Here is a 20,079-nt window from a genome sequence, read left to right as displayed (position 1 = left end):
AGTGTCGCCCTCGAAGGACTAACCGGGCTTGGCTCGCGCACGGTCTGACACATCGCGCCGCTTGCGTCACTGGTTCAGCACGAAATGGCTCCGTCCCGCTTCGCGGCCGATGGGTCAATCGGGTTTGCATGTGCTTCTTCTCGACGGTTTCCCTCGCATACCCAACGGCAGCGCGTAGCGCTGTGCCGAAGCTATTTGGTGCTGAACCAGCACCCTGAAACGTCTGGGGCGGCAGACCGTGCGCGAGCCGAGCCCGATTGGACCTTCGAGGGCGACACTTAGGCGAGTGCCACTTCCGGCTGGCAAGCATGGCCAAACTGCGTGTGACCGCGGGCTTAAGCGAGCTGCTTTCTTTGGTTACTTTCTTTGCAGCAGCAAAGAAAGTGACCCCCGCCCCGGGGAGGGGCAGTGCTAATAAACCGACACGAATACGGGATCCAGCAAAACCCCAAAGCACCTCCCCCCACAGAAGTTAAAATCCACCACATCCCTCCCGCTCGTCGCTTTTCTCAATGCCATCACCACGCGCATCGTCCACGCATCTCGTCCTCATCCCAAGCTACGACCCTGGCGAGAAAGTCGACGAAACCGTGCGCGGCGCGCGGGAACAGTGGAACCCGGTATGGGTCGTAGTCGATGGCAGCACGGACGGCAGCGCCGAGCGCCTGCTGAACATGGCCAAAACCGACCTGGGCCTGCACGTGATCGTGCTACCAGAGAACCGCGGCAAAGGCGCGGCGATTCTCGCCGGCATCGACGAAGCCGCGAAACTCGGCTTCACTCACGCCCTGACGATGGACTCCGACGGCCAGCATCCCGCCGCATTGATCGGCGCTTTCATGCAAACGTCGATGCGCGCGCCCGACGCGATGATCCTCGGCCGCCCGACATTCGACGCAAGCGCGCCGCAACTGCGCGTTCAGGGCCGGCGCATCTCGAACGGCTGGGCGAATCTGGAGACGCTCTGGATGGGCATCGGCGATTCGCTGTACGGCTTTCGCGTCTATCCGATCGCACCCCTCGCCGCGCTGATGCGCAAAGCCACCTGGATGCGCCGTTTCGACTTCGATCCCGAAGCAGTGGTGCGCCTCTGCTGGCGCGGCGTGCGCCCGATCAACCTCGACGCCCCCGTGCGCTATTTCAAACCGGAAGAGGGCGGCGTCTCGCATTTCCGCTATGGCCGCGACAACGCGCTGCTCACATGGATGCACGCGCGGCTTCTTTTCGGCTTCGTGCTGCGCTTGCCCTTGCTCATCGCGAGACGCCTGTCCGGACGATGATCAGCGCGGATCGCTGACCGTCGAGTTCATCGTCACGCCCGCGATCGCCGTATTCTTCAACACGATGTCGTGCACGTTGTACGCGTAGATCGGGCCGGGCGTCGTCGCGGTGGCGGGACCGGCCGCGACCGGCGTGCCGAAATCGCAATCCGTGATCGTCACGCCGGTGATCGCCGGAATCGCGGGCGTCGGCGCGGGGCCGTTGTAATCAAACGCGACCGGGCCTTGCGCGACGATCGCCTGAAAGCACGAACCGGTCACGCCATTCAGCGACACATTGCTCGCCTTCACGTTCGAGATGTTCACGTTCTGCACGAGCGCGGGCCGCGTGCGGATCGCGTCCTTCGACGGCTGATAGTCGCAGTCGAACGTGATGATGCCGCCCTGCGCCGCCGATGGATTCGCCGCCGCCGCCGTCGCCACGCCGAGCGGCACCGTCGCGTTGATCGGGCTGCCCGCGAGCAGACTGCTGCCGTAGCCGGAAGGCGTGAGGCTCACGCCGTTGGGCAGCGTCACGTTGTCCACGTAGAAATCCTTCACGAAGCCGCCGCGATTCATGTTCGTCTTGATGCGAATCGCGATGTTCAGCGAATTCGTCGCCCAGAATTTGTTGAGCATTTGCAAATTGCGCGCATAGATCTGCTGCACGCCGCCGCCCATCTCGCTGCCGAGCGTGATGCCGCCGTGGCCGCTGTTCATCGTGCAATTCTGGATGACGTGGTTTTGCGCCGGGCCGTACTGCGTGTCGAGATCCTTGCCCGACTTGATCGCGATGCAGTCGTCGCCGGTGTTAAACGTGACGTTCTCGCACAGCACCATGTCGCAGGCGTCGGGATCGAAACCGTCGTTGTTCGGGCCGATGCTGTCCACGGTCACGCTGCGCATCACGACGTTCTGGCAATCGGTCGGATGGTGCTGCCAGAACGGCGTGTTGTTCGTGCGATAGCTTTCCATCAACACGTTCGTGCAGCCGATGAATTCCACCATGCAGGGCCGCAGATAATGGCCGATGCCGAAGATGCGCTTCTCGATCGCGACGCCCGCCTCCGATAGCGCGGGCAGATAGTTCTGGTCCTGCTGCCAGGGTGTGGCGGGATCGGTGAGTTTGGCGTAGAGCGCATCGGGGATGCCGGGCACGGCGGTTTTTAGATCGACGTTGTTCGCGTTGCTCGATGCCTGCGAAGGCGTCGACGAATTCACGCAGCCGTAGACGCCGTTGTTGCCTTTCCATGTCCACCAGCACGTCGCGGTGTTGCCGCTGCCGGCGAAGGGCGTCATCGCCTGGCCGTTGAGCACCGATGTATCGCCTTCGCCCGTGACCGCGATGTTCTTCTGGTTGCGCGCGTAGACCGGCGGGCCGTAGTTGAGGCAGTCGTTCGCCTGCCAGCGGCTGTAGAAGAGCTTGCCGTTCGGACCGCAGTCGATCGGTCCGTCCTTCGCGTAGTCGGCCGGATTCGGGCTGAAATAGACCGTGCAGTTCGCTGACAGATGGAAGTCGACGTTGGAGAGCAGCACGATCGGGCCGGCGCAATACCACGCGCCCGCCGGCACGACGACATGGCCGCCGCCGGCCGCGTTGCAAGCCGCGATGGCCGCGAGAAACGCCGGACGCGAGTCGAAGGAGCCGGACGCGTTGGTCTGATCGGCGCCCGTGCTCAACGGCGATTTCGTCGGATCGGTGTACGGATTCGCCGCCGCGACGACCGCGCAGGGTTTCGCGCCGTAATCGGTGACGAGGAACTGGCGGCTCGGAAACATCGACGTCGATACGCTTTGCAGCGCGTTCACGATCTGCGTCGCCGAACCGGACGCGCCCCAGATCGGGTCCGGTGCGGCGGGCGGCGGCGTCGAGCCGGAGCCTGAATTCGAGTCGTCGTGGCCGCCGCAGCCCGCGAGCGTGCCGAGCGCGCCCATCGCACCGATGAGCGGCGCGCCCGCCGAAATGCCCGCGAATTTGACGAACGTGCGGCGCGCGACGGATCGCACCGCCGACGCATGTTTCGGTTGCTTCATGAAAGTCTCCTCGATGCGGATTTTTTGAGCGCGCGCGAAGCGCACGGACGCACGGTGCGGCGTCCGGTCTGAGATTCGAAGGGAAGGGCGAAGCGGGCGTCAGCCGGAAGGCTGCGAGGGATAAAACAAACGATGTCGTACAACATCAGCGCGGCGGGGCATGGCGTCTCCAGCGATGTCCGGTGCGCGCGTGGGGCCGCGCGTCATGGAGCAAACGTTAGCGGAGATCGCTATACAACGTCAAGCGGGGCTAACGTGTAGTCCACGTTTGATATGAGACGTCGTATGTTACGTCGCCTTTTTTAGGACGAGACGCGCTTCCAGCCCGCCGCCCTCGCGATGATGCAGCGTGAGCGACGCGTCCATCGCGAGCGTGAGTTGCCGCGCGATGGCGAGCCCCAGACCCGTGCCGCCGGTCTGCCGGTTGCGCGAGCCTTCCAGCCGCACGAACGGCTCGAACACCGCCTCCAGCGATTCGTCGGGAATGCCCGGACCGCGATCGAGCACGGCGATGACGGCGCGGCCATCGTCGCGCGTGGCGACTTCGATCTCCGCCGCGCCGGAATACTTGATCGCGTTATCGACGAGATTGCCCACGACGCGCTTCAACGCCTGCGGAGGCGCCATCAGCGCGCCGGCGATATTGCCGCGCAAGGTCACCGATTGCCCGGCATCGAGATAGTCATCGACGATGCTCTCGAACAGCGCGTCCGGATCGATGCGGCGCGGCGCTTCGTTCGTGCCGTGCAGCGTGCGCGCGTAGGTCACGCCTTCCTTCACGAGCGACTCCATTTCCTTCAGGTCCTGCTGAAGCTTCGCGCCGGCCGCCTCGTCGTCCATCACGTCGACGCGCAGGCGCATGCGTGTGATCGGCGTCTGCAGGTCGTGCGTGATCGCCGCGAGAATCTGCATGCGCTGGGTCATGTACGTCGAGACGCGGTCCTGCATCGCGTTGAACGCCTTCGCCGCGCGCGCGACTTCCTCCGGCCCGGATTCGGGCAGGCGCTCGGCCTTGAGATCGGGACCGAGCGTATCGGCGGCATTGGCGAGGCGCTTGAGCGGGCCCGTCGCGAGGCGCACCGCGAGCCAGCAGCACCCGCCGAGCACGATCAGTTGCAGCACCAGCACCAGCGGCAGCCAGCCGGACAGCGGCGTGCCGACCATCGGACGCATGTCGATGGTGAGCGGCGAGCCGTCCGACAGCCGCAGATGCACCTGAAAGCGCTCCCTGTCGCCGGGCACGGCGTTGACCGTCAGCGGATAGCGCTTGCCGATGCCTTCGCCGATCGAGCGCGCAAAGCGCTCCGACAGCGCGGCATCCAGCGGCGCGCCCGTCTCGCCGGGTCCGAGAATGAACGTGTAGCTGCGGCGCGCGAGACGCGGCAGCCACGCCGCGCGCTCGTCCGGCGGCAGATGATCGAGCAGCGCGACCGAGCTCGCCACTTCGCGCTCGACGTAGCCCACCATCATGTGTGTCATCGAATCGTCGCGCTCGCGCATCGTCAGGAGGAACGAGAAGGTCTGCGCGAGCGCCAGTCCGACGACGAGAATCAGCGCGAGCCGCGCGAACAGCGTGCGCGGCCAGTGCAGCAGGGAAGCGGGCGTTACCGTGCTCATTGAGAAGACTCGATCGGTTTGACCTCGGCCGAAAACACGTAGCCTTCGCTGCGCAGCGTCTTGATGTAGCGCGGCTCGCGGGCGGTGTCGCGCAGGCGCTGGCGCAGTCGCGACACGAGCAGGTCGATGGAGCGGTCGAACGCATCGGCCTGGCGTCCTTGCGTCAGGTTCAGGAGTTGATCGCGCGTGAGCACGCGCTGCGCGTTGTCGAGAAACACGCGCAGCAGCCGGTATTCCGCGCCGGACAGCGCAACCATCGTGCCTTCGGCATCGAGCAGATGACGCGCGGTCGTGTCGAGCCGCCAGTCGCCGAATGCGAGCATCGGCGCGGATTCGCTCACTTCCATTCCCGGCGGCAACATGCGCGTGCGGCGCAGCACCGAGCGGATGCGCGCGAGCAGTTCGCGCACGGCGAAGGGTTTCGGCAGGTAATCGTCGGCGCCCATTTCGAGACCGAGAATGCGATCCGCTTCCTCGTTGCGCGCGGTGAGCATCAGCACCGGCACGTCGCGGTACTTGCCCGCGCGCAGTTCGCGGCACAGCACGAGACCGTCTTCGCCGGGCAGCATCAGATCGAGCACGATCAGATCCGGCGCGCCTTGCTGCTCGAGCACGGCGCGCATCTGCCGGCCGTTCGCCGCGAGCGACACGCGCATGCCGTTCTTTTCGAGGTAAGTGGCGAGCAGTTCGCGAATGCCGCGATCGTCGTCGACGATCAATACGTGATCAGTGGTTTCCATCGATGGATCGTTGTCGTTGACGCTTGAGTTGCACCCGGCTCGGGCTGACCAGCAGACACTGAACCGGATGGGCCATTTCCGTCGCGATCCCGCCTACGAGAAAGGCGAGAACCGCCAGCATGCGTTTCATTCGAAGCTCCCGCTGATGATGCGATGTCTGCGTTATAGCGCGCTTCGGCGGAAGTTTTGTATCGCAGTGTATCCCGCATGTCGCACGATACATAACATTGCGCAGCGCGCCTTTTTCCGACACAAGCGGGATACGCGCGAGCAGTCCAATGCGGTCATGCCGATGAATACGTCGGCCTGCCGGGGCCAAAGGCTCATATCGAGCCGCCCCGTTTTTTTACCGCATTCAGAGGACTTCCACATGCTCGCCGCCATCAAGAACGCTGCCGCGTGCGCCGGACTGGCCGCCTGCGCGGCCATCACGCCCGTACACGCCGCCGCGCCCGCAAGCGCCAACACGCATTCCAACGCCGCGCCGGAATTCGCCGGCATCGACACATGGCTCAACAGCGCGCCGCTCACGCTCGCGCAATTGCGCGGCAAGGTCGTGCTCGTCGATTTCTGGACCTTCGCGTGCGGCAACTGCGTCAACACGCTGCCGTCCGTGAAGTCGTGGCATCAGAAGTACGCGGACAAGGGGCTTGTCGTCATCGGCGTGCATACGCCCGAGTTTCCGTTCGAGCAGGACACGAACAATGTGAAGCGCGCGATCGAGCGCTTCGGTATCACGTATCCCGTCGCGCAGGACAACCGCTATGCGACCTGGGCCGCGTACGGCAATCAGTACTGGCCGGCGTTCTATCTGATCGACAAGCACGGGCAGGTGGCCTACACGCACGTCGGCGAGGGCGATTACGCGCAGACCGAAGCGGCGATCCAGAAGCTGCTGGCCGAGCGCTAAGCCGGGTTTCGTATCGCAATGTATCTGGAACGTGCGCGATACAAAACATTGCACAAGACCCGCTTACCGGACACAAGCCAGATACCTGCGGGGCTTCAAATACACACAACGACGGCTCACGAGTGAAACGCAAGACGAACACCGCGACGCCCGAGTGCCGTAACTCATACAACCGACCGATTGATCCGCCAAGGAGAAACACCATGAAATCCACGATCGTTGCTTTCGCTCTCGTCGCCAGCGCTGTTGCAGGTGTTGCTCATGCCGCCGTGCCGGCCAACCCGGTGAACGTGCAGAGCCAGCAAACCGTTGCGAGCCAGAACAATGCGGGCAAGACCCGCGCCGAAGTGAAGCGCGAACTGGTTCAGGCACAGCGCGATGGTCAGATCGCCGCGCTGCGCAGCCTGTATCAAGGTAGCTGATTCGTTATTACCAAATATCGACCGACATTACTCATAGAGAGCCAATCATGATCAAGCAATTCGTCACCGCCGCAGTCATCGCCGTCAGCGCCGTCGCCGCCGGTTCCGCCTTCGCCAGCAGCGGCTACGGCCCCGCGCCGCACTATGACCCGCTCGCGGGCGCGCCCGCCTCGCAACGCGGCGTGAGCGTGCAGACCATCGCCAATGAAAGCGCCGCAATGCCGATGCAGGCGTACGGCGGCATGACCGACACGATCTCGCAATCGGGCGCGCGCGGCACGTCGGCGAACGACGTGGCCAGACTCTTCGCGCATCACTAAACCATTCAACTTTTGAACACACAGAGGAACGCATCATGACCCAGATCGACACCGTCCTGTACACCGGCAAAACCCGCGTCGTCGGAGGCCGCGAAGGCCATGCGAAGAGCACCGATGGCCGTCTCGACGTGAAACTCTCGCCGCCCGGATCGACGGGCGCGGGCACCAATCCCGAGCAGATGCTCGCCGCGGGCTGGTCCGCGTGTTTCATCGGCGCGATGGGAAATGCCGCCGCGAAACTGAAGGTCCGCCTGCCCGCCGACACCGCCGTCGATGCGGAAGTGGATCTCGGCATGGGGGGCGAAGCGTACCTGCTGCGCGCGCGGCTGAACGTGACCCTGCCGGGCATCGAGCGCGCGGTGGCCGAGGAAATCGCCAACCTGGCGCATCAGACCTGCCCGTACTCGAAGGCGCTGAAGAGCAACATCGACGTGACGATCACGGTGGTCTGACGCGTTTCACCGGCGCGCTGCGGCGATTGGGTCCGGTAGACTTGGCGCTTCATCGATCAAGCGAAGCACCGAGCCGACATGGACCGAATCGACGCGATGAAGGTTTTCATCGCCACGCTGGACGAGGGCAGTCTGGCGGGCGCGGGGCGGCGGCTCGGCCGCTCGCCCGCCGCCGTGAGCCGGGCGATCGCCTTTCTCGAAGAGCACACCGGCACCGCGCTGCTCCATCGCACGACGCGCACCATCAAGCTGTCCGAAGCCGGCGAGCGTTACGCCGCCGCGTGCCGCCGCATCCTCATCGATCTCGAAGAAGCCGACTTGCTGATCGCGCACGAGCGATCCGCGCCGCGCGGCCTGCTGACGATCACCGCGCCCGTCGCCGCGGGCGAAGACTTCCTGCGTCCGATGCTCGACGATTTCATCGCGCGCTTTCCCGCCGTTTCGTTGCGCCTGCAAATGCTCGACCGGCCCGTGAGCCTGATCGACGAAGGCATCGATGTGGCGCTGCGCATCGCGCATCTGTCGGACTCGACGCTGATCGCGATTCCCGTGGGCGAAGTGCGGCGCGTCGTGGCCGCGTCGCCGCGCTATCTCGCGAAGCATCCGCGCATCGGACAGCCCGCCGATCTCGCGCAGCATCAGATCATCTCGATGACGCACTTCGGCCTCGATTCGTGGAGCTTTCCGACTTCCGGCGGCTCGACGATTCCGCAAGTCGTGCAGTTCGCGCCGCGTTTCATCGTCAACACGGTGCGGGCGGCCGTGGCATCCGCCGTCGACGGGCACGGGCTCACGCGGCTCTTTTCGTATCACGTCGCGAAGGAAGTGAAGGACAAGACGCTGCAGATCGTGCTGCCGGACAGCGAACATGCGCCGTTGCCGGTGCATCTGCTGACGCCGCACGGAAGGCTTTCGGTGCCGAAGGTGCGGGCGTTCGTCGATTTCGCGACCCCGCGTCTGCGGCGTCACTTCAAGCAATCGCAACTCGATTCAACCGCATAACGGAAGATTATCTTCCGATCGGCGTCGATTCTCTCTTGATGCGATCGAATATAGACTGGCCTTCATGAAAGGGCGCGCAGAGCGCGCCCGAAGCCGTAGTGGAGGCACTATGCGATACGCAGTCTTGAACCAGCCGGAACGCGGGTCGTTCCAGCTTTGGCGTGGCGTGCTGGCCGGCGCCAGCGCGAGTCTGATCGGCATCGGGCTTGCACGGTTTGCCTATACGCCGCTCCTGCCGGCGATCATCGGCGCGCACTGGTTTCCCGCATCGACGGCGGCGTATCTCGGCGCGGCCAATCTCGGCGGCTATCTCGCGGGCGCGCTCGCGGCGGGCTGGCTCGCGCGCCACGCACGCGCCGCGACGGTCCTGCGCGCGATGATGGTGCTCGCCACCATCGCGTTCGTCGCGTGCGCGTTTCCCGTTTCGTTTCTCTGGTTCTTCGTGTGGCGGTTCCTGTCGGGCATTTCCGGCGGCGCGTTAATGGTGCTCGCCGCCCCGACGATCATCGCGCATGTTGCGCCGTCGCGTCGCGGATTCGCGAGCGGCGCGATCTTCACCGGCATCGGGCTCGGCATCGCGGCGTCGGGGACGATCGTGCCGCTGCTGCTTCGGCAAGGCCTCACGCAGACCTGGCTCGGGCTCGCGGTGGTGTCGTCGTTGCTGACGATCGTCGCGTGGCACGGATGGCCGTCGCAGGATGCGCCCGCGCCTGCGCAAGAGACGCCACACAGGCACGCGAAGGCGCCGTCGCCGCCCGCGTTGCGCGCGTTGTTCGTCGAGTACGCGCTCAATGCGGTCGGTCTCGTGCCGCACATGATTTTTCTCGTCGATTTCGTCGCGCGCGGTCTCGGCAAGGGTGTCGATGCGGGCGCGGAATTCTGGGTGCTGTACGGACTCGGCGCGATCGCCGGGCCGCTCCTCGCGGGACATCTCGCCGATCGCGCCGGCTTCGGGCCTGCATTGCGCGTCGCGTATCTGCTTCAGCTCGTGGCGGTCGCATTGCCCGCGGTGTCGTCGAATTCGGGCTTGCTGATGGTGTCGAGCGTGCTGGTCGGCGCGTTCACGCCGGGCATCGTGCCGCTCGTGCTCGGACGCGTGAACGAACTGCTCGGACATCATCCGGCCGCGCAGAAGGGCGCGTGGCGCACCGCGACCACGGGATTCGCCGTGCTCCAGGCGCTCGCGGCTTACGGTCTTTCGTTTCTGTTTTCGAACAGCGGCGGCGATTACCGCTTGTTGTTCGTGATCGGCGCGCTCGCGCTTGCGGTTGCGCTTGCCATCGATCTGCTTACCGCGTTGAGGTCGAAATGAGCCAGGTTATTTCAGCATCCATCCCGCTCGGCTATGCCGAACGCAACGGACAGTACTGGCGGCGCAATCTCGCCGTCTGCGTGTTCGGTTCGTTCACGACGCTCGTGAGTCTCAGCATGCTGCTGCCGTTTCTGCCGCTGTATGTGCGGCAGCTCGGCGTGGGGTCGCAGTCGGCGGTGATCGAATGGTCGGGCGTCGCGTTCAGCGCGACGTTCCTCGGCACCGCGGTCACCGCGCCGATCTGGGGGCGTCTCGCCGATCGCTACGGCCGCAAGCCGATGCTCGTGCGCGCGGCGGTCGGCATGGCCATCGTGATGTCGCTGATCGGCGTCGCGCATTCGGTGCATCAACTGGTCGCGCTGCGTCTGCTCGCGGGGTTGATCGGCGGTTACGCGTCGGCATCGACGGTGATGATCGGCACGCAGGCGCCGCGCGAACGGGCCGGCTGGGCGCTCGGCATATTGTCGACGGGCGCGCTCGCGGGCAATCTCGCCGGGCCGCTGATCGGCGGCATGTTGCCGGGACTGATCGGCATTCGCGGAACCTTCTTCGCGGGCGCGGGGATGATCGCGGTGGCCGCGCTCGCCACGATCTTTCTGGTGAAGGAGGACTTTCATCCGGACGATGCGAAAAAGCGCGCGTCGCACACGGATTCGACGCAGGCGCATCGCACGAATTACGTCGTGGTCGCCGCGCTGCTCATGACCGCGATGATGGTGCTGCTCGCGAACATGTCGATCGAACCGATCATCACCGTCTACATCGGCGGCCTCGGCGTGAAGGCCGATAACGTGGCGCGCATCGCGGGCGTCGTCATGGCGTGCTCGGCGCTCGGCAGCATGCTGACCGCGGCGCGACTCGGCGCGCTGGCGGACCGCATCGGAAGCTGGAACGTGATCGTCGGGTGCCTCGTGCTGACCGGCATCGCGATGATTCCGCAGGCGTTCGTGCATCAGTGGTGGCAGCTCGCCGCATTGCGCATGCTGATGGGCATGACGCTCGCCGGCTTGCTGCCTTCCATCGCGAAGCTTGCGCGCAGCGCCGTCAGCGAAAACAGCAGCGGACAGATGCTCGGTTATCTGCAATCGGCGCAGTTCAGCGGGCAGGTCGTCGGGCCGCTGATCGGCGGTCAGATCGGCGTGCTGCTCGGTTTGCACTCGGTGTTCTTCGTGACGGGAAGCCTGCTGATTGCGTGCGCGGGACTCGCGCACTGGGCGCGCACGCGCTAGCCCGCGTTGCGCGGTTTAAGTTTCACTTAAGCCGCGCAACTTACGGTAGCGGACTCTTTTGCCTGTCGCTGCCTCATGCCGCCGCTACTCTTTTCGATGACGCGCATCTGATCGCGTCATGCTCAAAGTCCATCTCTTCTTCATCGTCTTCATTGTCGCGAGTCTCGTGCCGCTCATCGCGCACGCGAAACGCGTCGTCGCTGCCGAACCGGTGTTGCAGGCGCGCGCCGCGATCGCCGTCGATCTCTCCACAGGACGCACGCTCTACGCGAAGCACGCCGACGCGCGCGTGCCGATCGCATCGCTCACCAAGCTTCTCACCGCGATGGTCGTGCTCGACTCAAAGCGCTCGCTGCTCAAGCCCGCGCGCATCACCGATGCCGACGTCGATCGCCTCAAGTGGTCGCGCTCGCGCCTGCCCGTCGGCTCGCTTCTGTTGCGCAAGACGATGCTGCATATCGCGCTGATGTCGTCGGAGAATCGCGCCGCCTTCGCGTTGAGCCGCGATTATCCCGGCGGCCGCGCGGGCTTCGTGCATGCGATGAACCGCACCGCGAAGCGCCTGCATATGAATCGCAGCCATTTCGTCGATCCGACCGGTCTCTCGCCGCACAACGTATCGACCGCGCGCGATCTCACGAAGCTCGCGCGCGCGGCGTATCGCTATCCGACGATTCGCGAATACGCGACTTCACATCACAAGCTCGTGCTCGGCGGCGCGGGGCCGCTGATGTATCGCAACACGGATCCGCTGGTCTATCGCGCGGCGTGGGACGTGGGATTGCAGAAGACGGGTTTCACGAACGAGGCGGGGCATTGCCTCATCGTCGTCGCGCAGGTGCATGGGCGGCCGACGCTCTTCGTGATTCTCGGCGCGCCGGGCGAGCACGCGCACTTTCAGGATGCGGTGAAGCTGCGGAGTTGGTTGTTGAAGCGATAAGTCATGCACGCATGCCCGCAAGCGATGCCTCGTCAACAGGCCGATCATCGATAGGAAAGTGCAGCAGCGCCGCGACGAGACCCGCGACGGCCGTCGCACCCCAGATCAGCGAGTACGAACCGGTCGTGTCGAACACATAGCCGCCGAGCCACGCGCCGAGAAACGATCCGAGCTGATGGCTTAGAAACACGACGCCGAACAGCGTGCCCAGATGCCGCGTGCCGAATACCTTCGCGATGAGCCCGTTGGTGAGCGGCACCGTGCCGAGCCACGTCAGCCCCATGACGGCGGCGAAGATGACGACGGATACGCTCGTCGTCGGCAGCAGCACGAAGAGGGCGATCGTGCCGCCGCGAATCAGATAGAGCCACGCGAGCACGTGATGCTGCCGCCAGCGTCCGCCGAGCCATCCGCATCCCCAGCTGCCGATCATGTTGAAGAGGCCGATCACGGCGAGCGCCGTCGCGCCGAGCCCGACCGGCATGTGGCAGAGCATCAGATAACCCGGCAGATGCGTCGCGATGAACGCGAGCTGAAAACCGCATGTGAAAAAGCCGAGCGTCAGGAGCCGGTAGCCACGATGACGCGACGCATACGCGAGCGTCTCGCGCAGCGGCATCGCGTGTGTTTCCTGTGATGCCGCCACCGCCACCGACGCCTTGCTCCGGCGGCTCGCGCGATCGAGCACGATGCCCAAGGGCGCGGCGAGCAGCAACACGAAGGCGAGGCCATAGAGCGACGCCGCCACGCCCGCATGCACGCGCATTTCCTGCGCGAACGGCACCATCAGCACTTGTCCGAGCGAGCCGCCCGCGCTGGCGAGACCCATCGCGACGCTGCGCGTTTGCGGCGATGCGACGCGTCCGACCGTCGCGAGCACGACACCGAAGCTCGTGCAACTGATGCCAATGCCGACGAGCAGCCCGAGGCCTATCACGAGCATCCAGCCGGAAGTCGCGGCCGCCGCGAGCGCGAGGCCCGCAGCGAACGTGGCCGCGCCCATCGCGACGACGGGCGCGGCGCCGTACCGGTCGGCGGCGGCGCCTGCGAACGGCTGCGCGAAGCCCCAGACCAGATTGTGCAGTGCGATCGCGAAGGCGATCAGCGTGACGGGCAGACCGCGATCGAAGGAAAACGGCCCGATGAAAAGCCCGAAAGTCTGACGCACGCCCATCGCGGCGCTCAGGATCAGCGCGGCCGCGCCGATGAGCGCCCACGTCGTTGCGCGGTTCGTGCCGGTAGTGCTCGATAGTGACGACATGGCGCTATTCCTCCTTGCGGCCATCCTCGCAGGCGAACGTCCGTGCTGACAAACGAAAAGTTTTCGCTGACGGATGAGCGCAGTTCAACCGCGATGCTTCGCTTCGTCGCCTTTGTGGTCGTCGACGAACTCCGCCGCCTGTGCGATCAGCCAGTCGCGGAACGCGACGAGATCCGCGCGGGCGCTCGCTTGCGGCGTCTCGCAGAGCCAGTAGGCGGTCTGCGTCTCGACGCTCGTCGCGGACGCTTCGACGAGCGTGCCTGCGACCAGTTCGCGATCGACGAGCGGACGCCGGCCGATGACGACGCCGAGCCCGGCCGCGGCGGCATCGAACGCGAGCTGCACGGTATCGAAACGCAGGCCGCCCTGGAGATCGAGGCCGTCGATGCCCGCGCCGTCCATCCACGCCTGCCAGTCCTGGCTCGCGGTATCGACGTGAATGAGCGCGGCGCGCGCGAGATCGGGGATGCCGTCGGCGCCCGTCAGCCCGGCGCGATACGCCGGACTGCACAGGGGCACGAGCCGCTCGCCGAAGAGACGTTGCCACGACGCGCCATCCACCGGGCCGCGCGAGAGACGCAGGCCGAAATCGAAGCCATCGACGGGAAAGCCCGCCTGACGGCGCGAAGTGTCGATGGTCACGTCGATGTTGGGCCAGCGCGCGCGGAAATCCGGGAGGCGCGGAACGAGCCAGCGAGCGGCGAGCGTGGGCGCGCAGGTGACGGCGATAGCGCGGCGCGTGCGTTTGCCGGGCAGCGTCTGCGTGCCGATCGCGATGAGCGAGAACGCTTCGGCGATGTACGGCAGATAGTGCTCGGCCGCCGCGCTCAGCGAAAGTCCGCGCGGCTCGCGCACGAAAAGCTCGACGCCGAGCACCTTCTCCAGCGCGCCGATGCCGTGGCTCACCGCGCCGGGCGTCACGTTGAGTTCGGCGGCGGCGAGCTTGAAACTGCGATGGCGCGCGGCGGCTTCGAAGAGACGCAGGGCGTTGAGCGGCGGAAGGCGCTGGGGCATGTTGGCGTGCGGGATCGACGAGGTGTGCGTCTATATTGCCATCGTCGCGGGAGGGGCTGTCAGCGGGCTCGCTGACGCCGCGCCTTCCACCAGGCGAGCGAACGCTGCGCCATGACCCCGAACGGCGGATTGGCGAACAGCACCGCCGCGCCCAGCGCGATGGCGCCGCAAACGAGAAACGTGCCGCGATAGCCGAGCGCCGCGACGAGCGCGCCGGACAACACGCCGGAAAGAATCGAGCCGACGCGCGATGCGTTGAAGAACAGCGCCGTCGCCGCGCCCGGCGTGCGGGGCATGAGGTCCTGCATGTAGGTCATGCCGAGACACGAAATCACCGACACGACGAACGCGTTGAACGCCTGCATCGGGATCAGGAACTGGACGCTTTGCGATGCAGCGACCGCGATGAAGTAGATCGTGTGCACGGCCGCGGACGACGCGAGCCAGCGCTGCTTGTCGAGGCGCGAGCCGCGTGCGCCGAGCGCGAGCATCATCGGAATTTCGAGGAGCGCGCCGAGCCCGAGCATGACGGACACGTCGATGCGCGAGCCGTGCATGCCGTGTACGACGTAAAGCGGCAGGACGATCATGGTCGCGCTCGCCGCGAGTCCGATGAGCGTCATCGCGACCGTGGCGCGCCATATCTCCGCGCGCGAGTGCGATACGCCGGCGTGCGGCGGCACGAGTTCATCGGTGTCGGGCGCGGTCACTTCGAGCAGCGATGACGGATCGCCTGCATAGTGCGCGGGCGCGCTGTGCGGGTCGCCCTTGGGCGAATCGTGCATGCGCCAGACGATCGCGCCGCACGCGATGAAACACGCAGCCGCGAACAGGAACAGGCCGTAGAAACCGGCCGCGGCGAGCACCAGCGCGCCGACGGAAGGCCCGAATACCCATGCCATCGAGAGCACGGTTCTCAGCGTCGCGAGTGCGAGGGCCCGCTCGGCGGCGTCATCGACGGGCAGGGCGGCGCGCGCAAAGGAAAACACGAGCGACATGGCCGAGCCGCCCGCGCCGAGAAACATGACGCCGATCGCCACCAGCGCGGCGTAATTGCGCACCAGACACAGCAGCAGGAAGCCGAGCGACGACGCGATGAGCGCCGCGAGCAGCAATTCCCGATGATGACCGTGCCTGTCGGACCATTTGCCGGCGAATGCGCTCGCCACGACGCCGCTCGCGGCGATGACCGTCATGAAGACGCCGAGCCGCAGCGGACTCATGTCCGCCTGCTCGACGCTGAACAACGACAGATACGGTGCGGTGAACGACATCGCGACACCGAGCATCAGCGTCGCGCCGGAGAGCGGCAGAAAGAACGGGATCCGTGTGAGACTGAGCAGGCGTGTATTCATCGGGACGTGGGGCGGCTTGTGCGATTCAGGCGCGAAAGTGCGAGTTGCGACGCGCGCCGGTCTGCGGGCAGTTTGCCACCACGATCCCGATAATGTGTGGCAATCGGTCGATCATGGATGACCGCTCGTCAATCTCAGCCGACCTGCTGAATGGCAGCAACTTTCACATCCGCTTTCGAATTCCCTCGCACTGACAGCCAGCTCCACGCGGCGCGCGCTGAAGATCACGCAACGGCGCGCGCCCGTATCACCTCCGTTGTCGGCACGTCGTCTCGTTCGCGCGAGAGCGTGAAGTCGAAATCGATCAGCGCGAAGTTGCCAGCCACGCCGTACCGTTTGCCTTCCGCGCCTTCGGCCTTCTTCAGTTCCGGCACGAGTCCCGCACGTGTGGCGAACGCGAAGTCGTCCCACAGATACGGATCGCCTTCGATGTTGATCTGCGTCGTGAGCTTGCGATAACCCGGCGACGAGACGAAGAAGTGAATATGCGCGGGCCGGTGACCATGCCTGCCGAGCTGATCGAGAAGTTGCTCCGTCTTGCCGCCCGGCGGCACGCTGTAGCCCACCGGCACGACGCTGCGAAAACTATAGCCGCCTTGCGAGTCCGTCCGGATCGAGCCGCGCAGGTTGAACGCGGGCTGTGACTTGTCGAAGTGCGAGTAATTTCCCAGATGGTTCGCGTGCCACACTTCGACCAGCGCGTTCGCGAGCGGCTTGCCGTCGTCGCCGAGCACACGGCCGCGCATCACGAGCGTCTGACCGGGATCGTTGCCGTCGTCGATGCGCGCATGGCCCGGCGACTCCGGCGCACCGGCGACATACAGCGGCCCTTCGATCGTGCGCGGCGTGCCGCCTTCGAGGCCCGCTTTCTGTTCCGCTTCATCGAGGCGCAGATCGAGAAAATGTTCGAAGCCGAGTCCCGCAGCAATCAGCCCGAATTCGCCGCGCTGTCCCGTCTCGGTCAGGAAATTGAGCGCGGTCCAAAATTCATCCGGCGTGATGTCGAGATCCTCGATCGTATAAAAAAGATCCCGCACGATGCGGTTCACAATCGCCTTCGTGCGCGGATTGCCTTCGCTCGTCGCGCTGTCGTTGATCTTTTGCAGGAGCGTGTCGATCGTATCGTGGTTCATGGCGTGTCTCCATTGGTCTTCAGATCGATTTGAACAAGGGGCTCTTCGCAAGCGCATCGGCGCCGTCCGCGCTGGTGAGGAACTTTTCCGTGTAGATGTCGCGCTCGAAAAGCTGGCCTTGCATCAGCGTGCGGATCGCGGCTTCGATCATCACGGGTGGGCCGCACAGATACGCCTTGTGTCCGCGGAACACACCGTCGAAATGCGCTTTCGCTGCGTCGTGCACGAAACCGCGAAAGCCTTCCCAGGACGAGTCCGCCGCTTCGTCGGAGAGCGCCGGCACATACGTGAAGTTCGCGTGCGCGCTTGCGAGCTGCAGAAAAAGCTCGTGGTAGTAAAGCTCGGCGCGATTGCGCGCGCCGTACACGAGCGTGATCCGCCGCGCGTCGTTCTCTTCGAGCAGATCGATCAGCATCGACTTCGGGCTCGACAGGCCCGAGCCGCCCGCGATCAGGATCACCGGCTGCGGGTCCGACTTGCGCACGAAGAATCGCCCATAAGGACCGCTGAAGCGGATCTCGTCGCCGGACCTGATTTCTTCGTGCAGATAACCCGTGCCCTTGCCGCCGGGCACGCGCCGCACATTCAGTTCGATGACCGTGCGTGACGCCGGTTTGTCCGCGAGCGAGAACGCACGCGGCATGTCCTCGCCGGGGATATGCACGTTCACGTACTGCCCCGCCTGAAACTCGATGCCATCGCCGTCCAGTTCGACGAAAATGCCCTTGATCGTCGGTGTGAGATCGATCATCTGCTTCACGCGGCCGGTGTAGTCGCGCACGGGGAAGTGGCGCGCGTCCTCGTCTTCGTCGATGTCGGCTTCGATCGTCAGGTCCGATTGCGCCGTCGCGCAGCACGCGAGGCACTTCTGCTCGTCGCGCTCGAAGTCCATCAGCGCGAACGGCGAGGCATGTCCGTGCTCGATCTCGCCGTCCAGCACCTGCACCTTGCACGTCGCGCACAGGCCGTGACAGCAGGCGTGCGGCAGCCACACGCCGGCGCGCATGCACGCGTCGAGGATGGTCTGCTCCTCTTCGATCTCGATCGTCTGCCCGATCGGCTCGATGGTCAGTTGGTAGCTCATCATCGTCTCCGTTCTAGCTGCACGATCCGCCGATGCCCGTCAGACGCGGCGTGCGGAAGCGAATGACCGCCTTGTGACCGAGTCCGTTTTCGCCGATGCTCCTGTCGAAATCGGGCGTGAACGCCTCGCCGGACCTGAACCATTCGATGGCCCGAACATCGACCTTTGGCCAGTCCGGATGCGAGGAGTACATCGCCGGAAGCACTTCGTCGATGAGCGCCCTGAACGGCGTCGCCGCTTCCACGGGAATGCAGTGCGGCGCGCAGAACATCAGATGATCCTCCCAGCCGACGAAGAGCAATTGCTTGCCGCGATAGTTCTCGACGCGGTCCCTGATCTCGCCCGTATAGCCTTCCTTCAGCGCGATGACTGACATGATTCGTCTCCTGTGTGGTGTCTTTACGCGGCGTCCCGATGCGCCTCGGGCGCTTCTTCGCCACCGTGGCTCGGCTTGCCGGTCCAGCGCAGCCAGTTCCTGCGGTCGGGCGAGTCCTCGAACTCGTGGCCGTCCTCGCCCACGTTGATGTGGTAGTAGCGCAGGACTTCGAGCATCGGATCGAAACCGGGCGCGCCTGGGTCGGCGTCTTCGGCGAAGCAGTTGCCCTGATAGATCTGCTGCACCGGCATCCATGCCTGCACGTACTTCTCCGGCTCGTTGTCGAAGATGTCCTTGCAGCCGTCCGAGCAGAAGTGAAACTTGTTGCCGAGGTAATCGCTCTCGCGGTAGCAGATCTTCGTCGGGTCGTCGGGCTCGGTGAACGCCATCGGAATCTGGCAGGTCTGGCACAGCATCGGCAGGGTCATGTTGTAGAAGCGTCTGCCCGCCTGTTGCTCTTCGCGCCAGTGTTCGAGGCGCGGGCGATAGAGCCGGTCGAAGGTGTCCGGATATTTTTCCGCGAGCCACTGCATCTCGTCTTCGGACGGAATCCACGTATGCATCGCGGCGGCGTGCGTGTAGTTGTAGAAGATGCCCCACGCCTCGTGCGAAAGCCGGTCCTTCTCCTTCATCGCCACGTCGTGATACTTCGGCATGCGGATGCCGTAGCGTTCGAGATCGTGAAAGAGGGCGCCGCCGTTCTTCTCGAAGTAGGTTTCCCACGCCTCCTGCCACGACATGATGCGCTTGGGGAGCATGTAGTCCATCATCATCGCGACCAGCGTGAGAAGGCGATAGCCGCGCCAGAACCACTTGTCGATCCACTTCTGGATGATCGGCACATTGCCCGGGTCCTGCTCTAGCAGGAACTTCACGACTTCGAGCCCGAGCGTCATGTGGCGCGATTCGTCGGACTGCGCGGAGAAGCCGAAGGTGACCGTCGCCATGTCGCCGTTGAAGGCCGCGCCGGACATGAACGGCATGAAGAGCAGGTTCGTCAGCACGTATTCGAACGAGAACGAGATGGCGGTGACGAACTCGAACGGGCCGGCGCTCATCGCGTCCTCGAAGTACGACTTCGGCACCGACAGATACCACACGCGATCATGCATGTGCCTGAAGTCGTGAAAGCCGTTGAAGTACTTGTTGTAGTGGCTGATCGTATGCACCTGCGTCTGCGCATGACGCAACTCGTCGATCGCCTGCATCTGGCACGCGATACGCGCACCCGCGCCGCGAAAGTTGCGCCCCGCGAGCGCGAAGCCGCGATGCGCCGCGTATTCGAGCGGGCTCACGCCGGTCAGGAAGAGCTTGAGCGCGTTGATGTAGCGCGGGTCCGTGACGTTGAACTGGCCGTTGTTCTGCTGGAAGGCGTCGATGATCGCGTAGAGCTTGCGCTCCTTCTCGCCCTGATACTTCCAGTAGGCGTCCATCGTGAGGCGGAACGGGTCTTCCCACTTGTCCCAGTCGTGCACCTTGATGCCTTCGAAGCGGTCATAGGGAAAGACCTCGTCCATCGGCTGATAGGTGGTGTCCCAGCCGAGGCCGCGTGTGAGCATCGCGTAGTTTTCCTTGATGCTCAGCTTCTTCGGCGCGGATTGTGGTGTGCTCATTTGCGT

The 20,079-nt window shown here is 64.9% G+C and carries 20 protein-coding genes; 9 read left to right on the top strand and 11 right to left on the bottom strand.

Annotated elements, in window-relative coordinates; translation table 11 throughout:
• The first annotated feature begins 512 nt into the window (after nucleotides 1–512).
• Nucleotides 513–1,280 (top strand): glycosyltransferase family 2 protein, encoded by a 768-nt coding sequence (locus IAG25_RS07470; protein WP_187604278.1) that lies wholly within the window; start codon nucleotides 513–515, stop codon nucleotides 1,278–1,280.
• Here the strand turns inward: IAG25_RS07470 and IAG25_RS07465 are convergent, their stop codons facing one another.
• The 4 genes from IAG25_RS07465 to IAG25_RS07450 all read right to left on the bottom strand — a co-directional run bounded on the left by IAG25_RS07465 (nucleotide 1,281) and on the right by IAG25_RS07450 (nucleotide 5,780).
• A complete protein-coding gene (locus tag IAG25_RS07465) occupies nucleotides 1,281–3,293 on the bottom strand; it encodes a glycoside hydrolase family 28 protein (protein WP_187604277.1) in 2,013 nt (670 codons plus the stop codon).
• Between the two features lie 288 nt (nucleotides 3,294–3,581).
• Nucleotides 3,582–4,910 (bottom strand): HAMP domain-containing sensor histidine kinase, encoded by a 1,329-nt coding sequence (locus tag IAG25_RS07460; RefSeq protein WP_187604276.1) that lies wholly within the window; start codon nucleotides 4,908–4,910, stop codon nucleotides 3,582–3,584.
• Complete coding sequence (locus tag IAG25_RS07455) at nucleotides 4,907–5,650, bottom strand: response regulator (protein ID WP_035499809.1); 744 nt, start codon at nucleotides 5,648–5,650, stop codon at nucleotides 4,907–4,909. Before IAG25_RS07455 ends, IAG25_RS07460 begins: the two co-directional genes overlap by 4 nt.
• On the bottom strand, nucleotides 5,637–5,780 hold the full coding sequence (locus IAG25_RS07450; RefSeq protein WP_167390430.1) for a hypothetical protein: 144 nt from the start codon (nucleotides 5,778–5,780) through the stop codon (nucleotides 5,637–5,639). The genes IAG25_RS07455 and IAG25_RS07450 overlap by 14 nt, the downstream gene beginning before the upstream one ends.
• Before the next feature lie 240 nt (nucleotides 5,781–6,020).
• Here IAG25_RS07450 and IAG25_RS07445 point away from each other — a divergent pair, with 240 nt between their 5' ends.
• The 8 genes from IAG25_RS07445 to IAG25_RS07410 all read left to right on the top strand — a co-directional run bounded on the left by IAG25_RS07445 (nucleotide 6,021) and on the right by IAG25_RS07410 (nucleotide 12,237).
• Complete coding sequence (locus IAG25_RS07445) at nucleotides 6,021–6,560, top strand: thioredoxin family protein (protein WP_035499914.1); 540 nt, start codon at nucleotides 6,021–6,023, stop codon at nucleotides 6,558–6,560.
• Nucleotides 6,561–6,763: 203 nt separating this feature from the next.
• Nucleotides 6,764–6,982 carry a DUF4148 domain-containing protein gene (locus IAG25_RS07440; RefSeq protein WP_035499810.1) on the top strand — a complete coding sequence of 73 codons (219 nt, stop codon included), beginning with the start codon at nucleotides 6,764–6,766 and terminating at the stop codon, nucleotides 6,980–6,982.
• A gap of 47 nt (nucleotides 6,983–7,029) precedes the next feature.
• Nucleotides 7,030–7,302: a hypothetical protein gene (locus IAG25_RS07435; protein WP_187604275.1), complete on the top strand. Its 273-nt coding sequence runs from the start codon at nucleotides 7,030–7,032 to the stop codon at nucleotides 7,300–7,302.
• 35 nt (nucleotides 7,303–7,337) lie between these two features.
• Nucleotides 7,338–7,754, top strand: coding sequence for an organic hydroperoxide resistance protein (locus tag IAG25_RS07430; RefSeq protein ID WP_187604274.1), 417 nt, complete (start codon nucleotides 7,338–7,340; stop codon nucleotides 7,752–7,754).
• Between the two features lie 78 nt (nucleotides 7,755–7,832).
• A complete protein-coding gene (locus IAG25_RS07425) occupies nucleotides 7,833–8,756 on the top strand; it encodes a LysR family transcriptional regulator (RefSeq protein ID WP_187604273.1) in 924 nt (307 codons plus the stop codon).
• Between the two features lie 109 nt (nucleotides 8,757–8,865).
• Complete coding sequence (locus IAG25_RS07420) at nucleotides 8,866–10,068, top strand: YbfB/YjiJ family MFS transporter (protein ID WP_187604272.1); 1,203 nt, start codon at nucleotides 8,866–8,868, stop codon at nucleotides 10,066–10,068.
• Nucleotides 10,065–11,297, top strand: coding sequence for an MFS transporter (locus IAG25_RS07415; RefSeq protein WP_187604271.1), 1,233 nt, complete (start codon nucleotides 10,065–10,067; stop codon nucleotides 11,295–11,297). Before IAG25_RS07420 ends, IAG25_RS07415 begins: the two co-directional genes overlap by 4 nt.
• 118 nt (nucleotides 11,298–11,415) lie before the next feature.
• The gene (locus IAG25_RS07410; protein ID WP_187604270.1) at nucleotides 11,416–12,237 is read left to right on the top strand and encodes a serine hydrolase; all 822 of its coding nucleotides are present in this window, start codon (nucleotides 11,416–11,418) and stop codon (nucleotides 12,235–12,237) included.
• A gap of 1 nt (nucleotide 12,238) precedes the next feature.
• Here IAG25_RS07410 and IAG25_RS07405 read toward each other — a convergent pair whose 3' ends face one another.
• The 7 genes from IAG25_RS07405 to IAG25_RS07375 all read right to left on the bottom strand — a co-directional run bounded on the left by IAG25_RS07405 (nucleotide 12,239) and on the right by IAG25_RS07375 (nucleotide 20,073).
• On the bottom strand, nucleotides 12,239–13,498 hold the full coding sequence (locus IAG25_RS07405; protein ID WP_187604269.1) for an MFS transporter: 1,260 nt from the start codon (nucleotides 13,496–13,498) through the stop codon (nucleotides 12,239–12,241).
• Between the two features lie 84 nt (nucleotides 13,499–13,582).
• Nucleotides 13,583–14,512 carry a LysR substrate-binding domain-containing protein gene (locus tag IAG25_RS07400; protein ID WP_187604268.1) on the bottom strand — a complete coding sequence of 310 codons (930 nt, stop codon included), beginning with the start codon at nucleotides 14,510–14,512 and terminating at the stop codon, nucleotides 13,583–13,585.
• Nucleotides 14,513–14,571: 59 nt separating this feature from the next.
• Nucleotides 14,572–15,867: a sugar efflux transporter gene (locus IAG25_RS07395; protein WP_187604267.1), complete on the bottom strand. Its 1,296-nt coding sequence runs from the start codon at nucleotides 15,865–15,867 to the stop codon at nucleotides 14,572–14,574.
• Between the two features lie 224 nt (nucleotides 15,868–16,091).
• Complete coding sequence (gene catA, locus IAG25_RS07390) at nucleotides 16,092–17,000, bottom strand: catechol 1,2-dioxygenase (protein WP_187604266.1); 909 nt, start codon at nucleotides 16,998–17,000, stop codon at nucleotides 16,092–16,094.
• A gap of 19 nt (nucleotides 17,001–17,019) precedes the next feature.
• A complete protein-coding gene (locus tag IAG25_RS07385; protein ID WP_187604508.1) occupies nucleotides 17,020–18,084 on the bottom strand; it encodes an NADH:ubiquinone reductase (Na(+)-transporting) subunit F in 1,065 nt (354 codons plus the stop codon).
• 13 nt (nucleotides 18,085–18,097) lie between these two features.
• Nucleotides 18,098–18,460 (bottom strand): phenol hydroxylase subunit P4, encoded by a 363-nt coding sequence (locus IAG25_RS07380; RefSeq protein WP_187604265.1) that lies wholly within the window; start codon nucleotides 18,458–18,460, stop codon nucleotides 18,098–18,100.
• Nucleotides 18,461–18,483: 23 nt separating this feature from the next.
• Nucleotides 18,484–20,073 (bottom strand): aromatic/alkene/methane monooxygenase hydroxylase/oxygenase subunit alpha, encoded by a 1,590-nt coding sequence (locus IAG25_RS07375; protein ID WP_187604264.1) that lies wholly within the window; start codon nucleotides 20,071–20,073, stop codon nucleotides 18,484–18,486.
• Between the last annotated feature and the right edge of the window lie 6 nt (nucleotides 20,074–20,079).

The organism is Caballeronia sp. EK, from assembly GCF_014384845.1.
GTDB lineage: Bacteria > Pseudomonadota > Gammaproteobacteria > Burkholderiales > Burkholderiaceae > Caballeronia > Caballeronia jiangsuensis.
Note: the sequence above shows the minus strand (reverse complement) of the source record. Positions and strands in the feature narration are given on the sequence as shown.